The sequence below is a fragment of the Demequina sp. NBRC 110057 genome, assembly GCF_002090175.1.
Taxonomy (GTDB): domain Bacteria; phylum Actinomycetota; class Actinomycetes; order Actinomycetales; family Demequinaceae; genus Demequina.
Genome location: NZ_BBRN01000007.1, coordinates 1 through 5,477 on the forward strand (window position 1 = coordinate 1; position 5,477 = coordinate 5,477).

General features: G+C 55.7%; 3 rRNA genes. All 3 read right to left on the reverse strand.

The features are described 5' to 3' along the window. Nucleotides 1–2 precede the first annotated feature (2 nt). The 3 genes from rrf to B7K26_RS12760 all read right to left on the reverse strand — a co-directional run bounded on the left by rrf (nucleotide 3) and on the right by B7K26_RS12760 (nucleotide 5,217). Nucleotides 3–119, reverse strand: a 5S ribosomal RNA gene (gene rrf, locus B7K26_RS12750). A 77-nt stretch (nucleotides 120–196) separates the two neighbouring features. Continuing rightward, nucleotides 197–3,317 (reverse strand): 23S ribosomal RNA (locus B7K26_RS12755). Between the two features lie 377 nt (nucleotides 3,318–3,694). Beyond that, nucleotides 3,695–5,217: ribosomal RNA gene (locus B7K26_RS12760) — 16S ribosomal RNA — on the reverse strand. The 16S, 23S and 5S rRNA genes sit together here, the layout of an rRNA operon. Nucleotides 5,218–5,477 lie beyond the last annotated feature (260 nt).

Here is a 5,477-nt window from a genome sequence, read left to right on the forward strand (position 1 = left end):
TTGTCCCGCAGCGTCCTACTCTCCCACACCCTGGCGGGTGCAGTACCATCGGCGCTGGCAGGCTTAGCTTCCGGGTTCGGGATGGGACCGGGCGTTTCCCTGCCGCTATGGCTGCGGTAACTCTATGGAGATAAAGGGTGGTGTTCCCGTTTCTCGGGAACCGCATAGTGGACGCGTAGCAAAAGTAATAAGTGTGTGTATCAAGTTGTTGGCCTATTAGTACCGGTCAGCTTCGAGGGTCGTTAGTCCCCTCTTCCACATCCGGCCTATCAACCCCATGGTCTGTAGGGGGCCTTCACAGATTGCTCTGATGGAAATCTCATCTTGAGACCGGCTTCCCGCTTAGATGCTTTCAGCGGTTATCCGTTCCAAACGTAGCCAACCAGCCGTGCTCCTGGCGGAACAACTGGCACACCAGAGGTTTGTCCATCCCGGTCCTCTCGTACTAGGGACAGATTCTCTCAAATTTCCTGCGCGCGCAGCGGATAGGGACCGAACTGTCTCACGACGTTCTAAACCCAGCTCGCGTACCGCTTTAATGGGCGAACAGCCCAACCCTTGGGACCAACTCCAGCCCCAGGATGCGACGAGCCGACATCGAGGTGCCAAACCATGCCGTCGATATGGACTCTTGGGCAGGATCAGCCTGTTATCCCCGGGGTACCTTTTATCCGTTGAGCGCTGGCGCTTCCACATGCCACCAGCGGGTCACTAGTCCCGACTTTCGTCCCTGCTCGACCTGTCAGTCTCACAGTCAAGCTCCCTTGTACACTTGCACTCGCCACCTGATTGCCAACCAGGCTGAGGGAACCTTTGGGCGCCTCCGTTACTTTTTGGGAGGCAACCGCCCCAGTTAAACTACCCACCAGGCACTGTCCCTGATCCGGATTACGGACCGAGGTTAGATATCCAGAGTGATCAGAGTGGTATTTCAACAATGACTCCACCATGACTGGCGTCACGGCTTCAAAGTCTCCCACCTATCCTACACAAACCACACCGAATACCAATACCAAGCTATAGTAAAGGTCCCGGGGTCTTTCCGTCCTGCTGCGCGTAACGAGCATCTTTACTCGTAGTGCAATTTCGCCGAGTTCGCGGTTGAGACAGCGGAGAAGTCGTTACGCCATTCGTGCAGGTCGGAACTTACCCGACAAGGAATTTCGCTACCTTAGGATGGTTATAGTTACCACCGCCGTTTACTGGGGCTTAAATTCAGAGCTTCGCCTTGCGGCTAACCCTTCCTCTTAACCTTCCAGCACCGGGCAGGCGTCAGTCCGTATACATCGTCTTGCGACTTCGCACGGACCTGTGTTTTTAGTAAACAGTCGCTTCTCCCTGGTCTCTGCGGCCCTCAAACGCTCACCATCGCGAAGATGGATCACGCCTCAGGCCCCCCTTCTCCCGAAGTTACGGGGGCATTTTGCCGAGTTCCTTAACCACGATTATCTCGATCGCCTTAGTATTCTCTACCTGACCACCTGAGTCGGTTTGGGGTACGGGCGGCTAGAACCTCGCGCCGAGGTTTTTCTTGGCAGCATAGGATCACCGATTTCCCACTTACGTGGTTACCATCAGGTCTCAGGCACGTGAACGGCGGATTTGCCTACCGTTCGCCCTACACCCTTAGACGTGGACTACCATCGCCACGCTCGGCTACCTTCCTGCGTCACCCCTGTTAATACGCTTGACTACTACAGACTCGGGTCGCGCGCTACATCCCCTAGAAGATCCCGAAGGATCGGATAAGGGGGTTTCGGGCGCTTAGCATCGTCTGATTCGTCAGGGACGGTTCTTCGCCGGTACGGGAATATCAACCCGTTGTCCATCGACTACGCCTGTCGGCCTCGCCTTAGGTCCCGACTTACCCAGGGCGGATTAACCTGGCCCTGGAACCCTTGGTCATTCGGCGGACGGGTTTCTCACCCGTCTTTCGCTACTCATGCCTGCATTCTCACTCGTGTGGCGTCCACAGCTGGGTTCCCCCGCTGCTTCACCCGCCACACGACGCTCCCCTACCCATCCACACGCTTGGACCCACACCACGAAAGTGTGAGCCGGGCAGTGTGTGAATGACACAACTTCGGCGGTGTACTTGAGCCCCGCTACATTGTCGGCGCGGAATCACTTGACCAGTGAGCTATTACGCACTCTTTCAAGGGTGGCTGCTTCTAAGCCAACCTCCTGGTTGTCTATGCAACTCCACATCCTTTCCCACTTAGCACACGCTTAGGGGCCTTAGTTGGTGTTCTGGGCTGTTTCCCTCTCGACTATGAAGCTTATCCCCCACAGTCTCACTGCTGCGCTCTGACTTACCGGCATTCGGAGTTTGGCTGACGTCAGTAACCTGGTGAGGCCCATCGGCCATCCAGTAGCTCTACCTCCGGCAAGAAACACGCAACGCTGCACCTAAATGCATTTCGGGGAGAACCAGCTATCACGAAGTTTGATTGGCCTTTCACCCCTATCCACAGCTCATCCCCTCGGTTTTCAACCCAAGTGGGTTCGGTCCTCCACGCGGTCTTACCCGCGCTTCAACCTGGCCATGGATAGATCACTTCGCTTCGGGTCTAGACCCAGCGACTCAAACGCCCTATTCGGACTCGCTTTCGCTACGGCTGCCCCACACGGGTTAACCTCGCCACTGAGCACTAACTCGCAGGCTCATTCTTCAAAAGGCACGCCGTCACCCCTGCTAGGGAGGCTCCGACGGATTGTAAGCACACGGTTTCAGGTACTATTTCACTCCCCTCTCGGGGTACTTTTCACCATTCCCTCACGGTACTGTTCCGCTATCGGTCAGTAGGTAGTATTTAGGCTTATAGAGTGGTCTCTACGGATTCACACGGGATTTCTCGGGCCCCGTGCTACTTGGGATGACTCTCCAGAGTCCACGCGATTTCGTCTACGGGGGTAGCACCCTCTATGCCGGGCCGTTCAATGCCCTTCGACTATCACGCGGATTTCTTACTCTGTCCAGAAGCGGCAGCTCCTGGTGAAAGGTCCCACAACCCCACACGTGCAACCCCTGCCGGGTATCACACACGCATGGTTTGGCCTGATCCGCTTTCGCTCGCCACTACTCACGGAATATCTCTTCCTGTCGGTACTGAGATGTTTCACTTCCCGACGTTCCCTCCACTCACCCTATATATTCAGGTGAGGGTCACTGGACATGACTCCAGCGGGGTTTCCCCATTCGGACATCCTCGGATCACAGCTTGTTTGCCAGCTCCCCGAGGCTTATCGCAGGCTACAACGTCCTTCATCGGCTCCTACTGCCAAGGCATCCACCATGTGCTCTTAAAAACTTGACCACAGATTACAAAGATGCTCGCGTCCACTATGCAGTTCTCAAGCAACGGACGATCCATACCCTCCCCCACAGTCATCCGTGTGCGATCTCTAGGATCCACGAACAACCTCGCGTGGCTTCAGGTAGGTCCACCAGAAAGAATCTGGACCATGTCCTTGCGTTACGGTCCCGATCTTTCAGGACCCAACAGTGTGCCTCGTCACCCCGTGAATATCCAGCCTGTGCGTTCCTCCACCCTTGACGGGCGTGTACTTGCCTGGCCGGCTACCTCGAGATAACCATGTCGATGTTCCATCCATGAGCCCCACCACCACCGCGTACGGGTGATGCGTGGGTCCTGACAACTGGCTCGAAAGCCAAGCTGTAGGTGCTCCTTAGAAAGGAGGTGATCCAGCCGCACCTTCCGGTACGGCTACCTTGTTACGACTTAGTCCCAATCGCCAATCCCACCTTAGACGTCTCCCTCTCAAAGAGTTAGGCCGACGGCTTCGGGTGTTACCGACTTTCGTGACTTGACGGGCGGTGTGTACAAGGCCCGGGAACGTATTCACCGCAGCGTTGCTGATCTGCGATTACTAGCGACTCCAACTTCATGAGGTCGAGTTGCAGACCTCAATCCGAACTGAGACCGGCTTTTTGGGATTCGCTCCACCTTACGGTATCGCAGCCCTTTGTACCGGCCATTGTAGCATGCGTGAAGCCCAAGACATAAGGGGCATGATGATTTGACGTCATCCCCACCTTCCTCCGAGTTGACCCCGGCAGTCTCCTATGAGTCCCCACCATGACGTGCTGGCAACATAGGACGAGGGTTGCGCTCGTTGCGGGACTTAACCCAACATCTCACGACACGAGCTGACGACAACCATGCACCACCTGTATACGGCGAAAAAATCACTCCCTATCTCTAGGGATAGACCGTATATGTCAAGCCTTGGTAAGGTTCTTCGCGTTGCATCGAATTAATCCGCATGCTCCGCCGCTTGTGCGGGCCCCCGTCAATTCCTTTGAGTTTTAGCCTTGCGGCCGTACTCCCCAGGCGGGGCACTTAATGCGTTAGCTGCGACGCGGAACTCATGGAATAAGCCCCACATCTAGTGCCCACCGTTTACGGCGTGGACTACCAGGGTATCTAATCCTGTTCGCTCCCCACGCTTTCGCTCCTCAGCGTCAGTAGTGGCCCAGAGACCTGCCTTCGCCATCGGTGTTCCTCCTGATATCTGCGCATTCCACCGCTACACCAGGAATTCCAGTCTCCCCTACCACACTCTAGCCTGCCCGTACCCACTGCAGACACGAGGTTGAGCCTCGTGCTTTCACAGCAGACGCGACAAGCCGCCTACGAGCTCTTTACGCCCAATAATTCCGGACAACGCTTGCGCCCTACGTATTACCGCGGCTGCTGGCACGTAGTTAGCCGGCGCTTCTTCTGCAGGTACCGTCACTTTCGCTTCTTCCCTGCTGAAAGGGGTTTACAACCCGAAGGCCTTCATCCCCCACGCGGCGTCGCTGCATCAGGCTTTCGCCCATTGTGCAATATTCCCCACTGCTGCCTCCCGTAGGAGTCTGGACCGTGTCTCAGTTCCAGTGTGGCCGGTCGCCCTCTCAGGCCGGCTACCCGTCGTCGCCTTGGTGAGCCATTACCTCACCAACAAGCTGATAGGCCGCGAGTCCATCCCAGACCGAAAAACTTTCCCAACACTCACCATGCGGTGGTGCCGCTTATCCGGTATTAGACCTCGTTTCCAAGGCTTATCCCAGAGTCTGGGGCAGGTTACTCACGTGTTACTCACCCGTTCGCCACTGATCCACAAGAGCAAGCTCTCGCTTCACCGTTCGACTTGCATGTGTTAAGCACGCCGCCAGCGTTCGTCCTGAGCCAGGATCAAACTCTCCGTAAATGCTTTATCAGAAACCCGAAAACGGGCTCATCAACAAACGAAGTGGCTCCCGAAAGAACCGGTTTAATCTCTAGCAAGAGAACAAATGTCACTGACATTCATTTCATTACCAAAGGAATCCTACATCCAACCCCATTAAGGGCAGATGCCGGAGATTTTGGCATCGACTATGTGGCACACTGTTGAGTTCTCAAAGATCGGAAGCACACCTCACACCCGCCTTCCGGCAAGCATTTGGGGCAACTCGTAAAAACTTACCC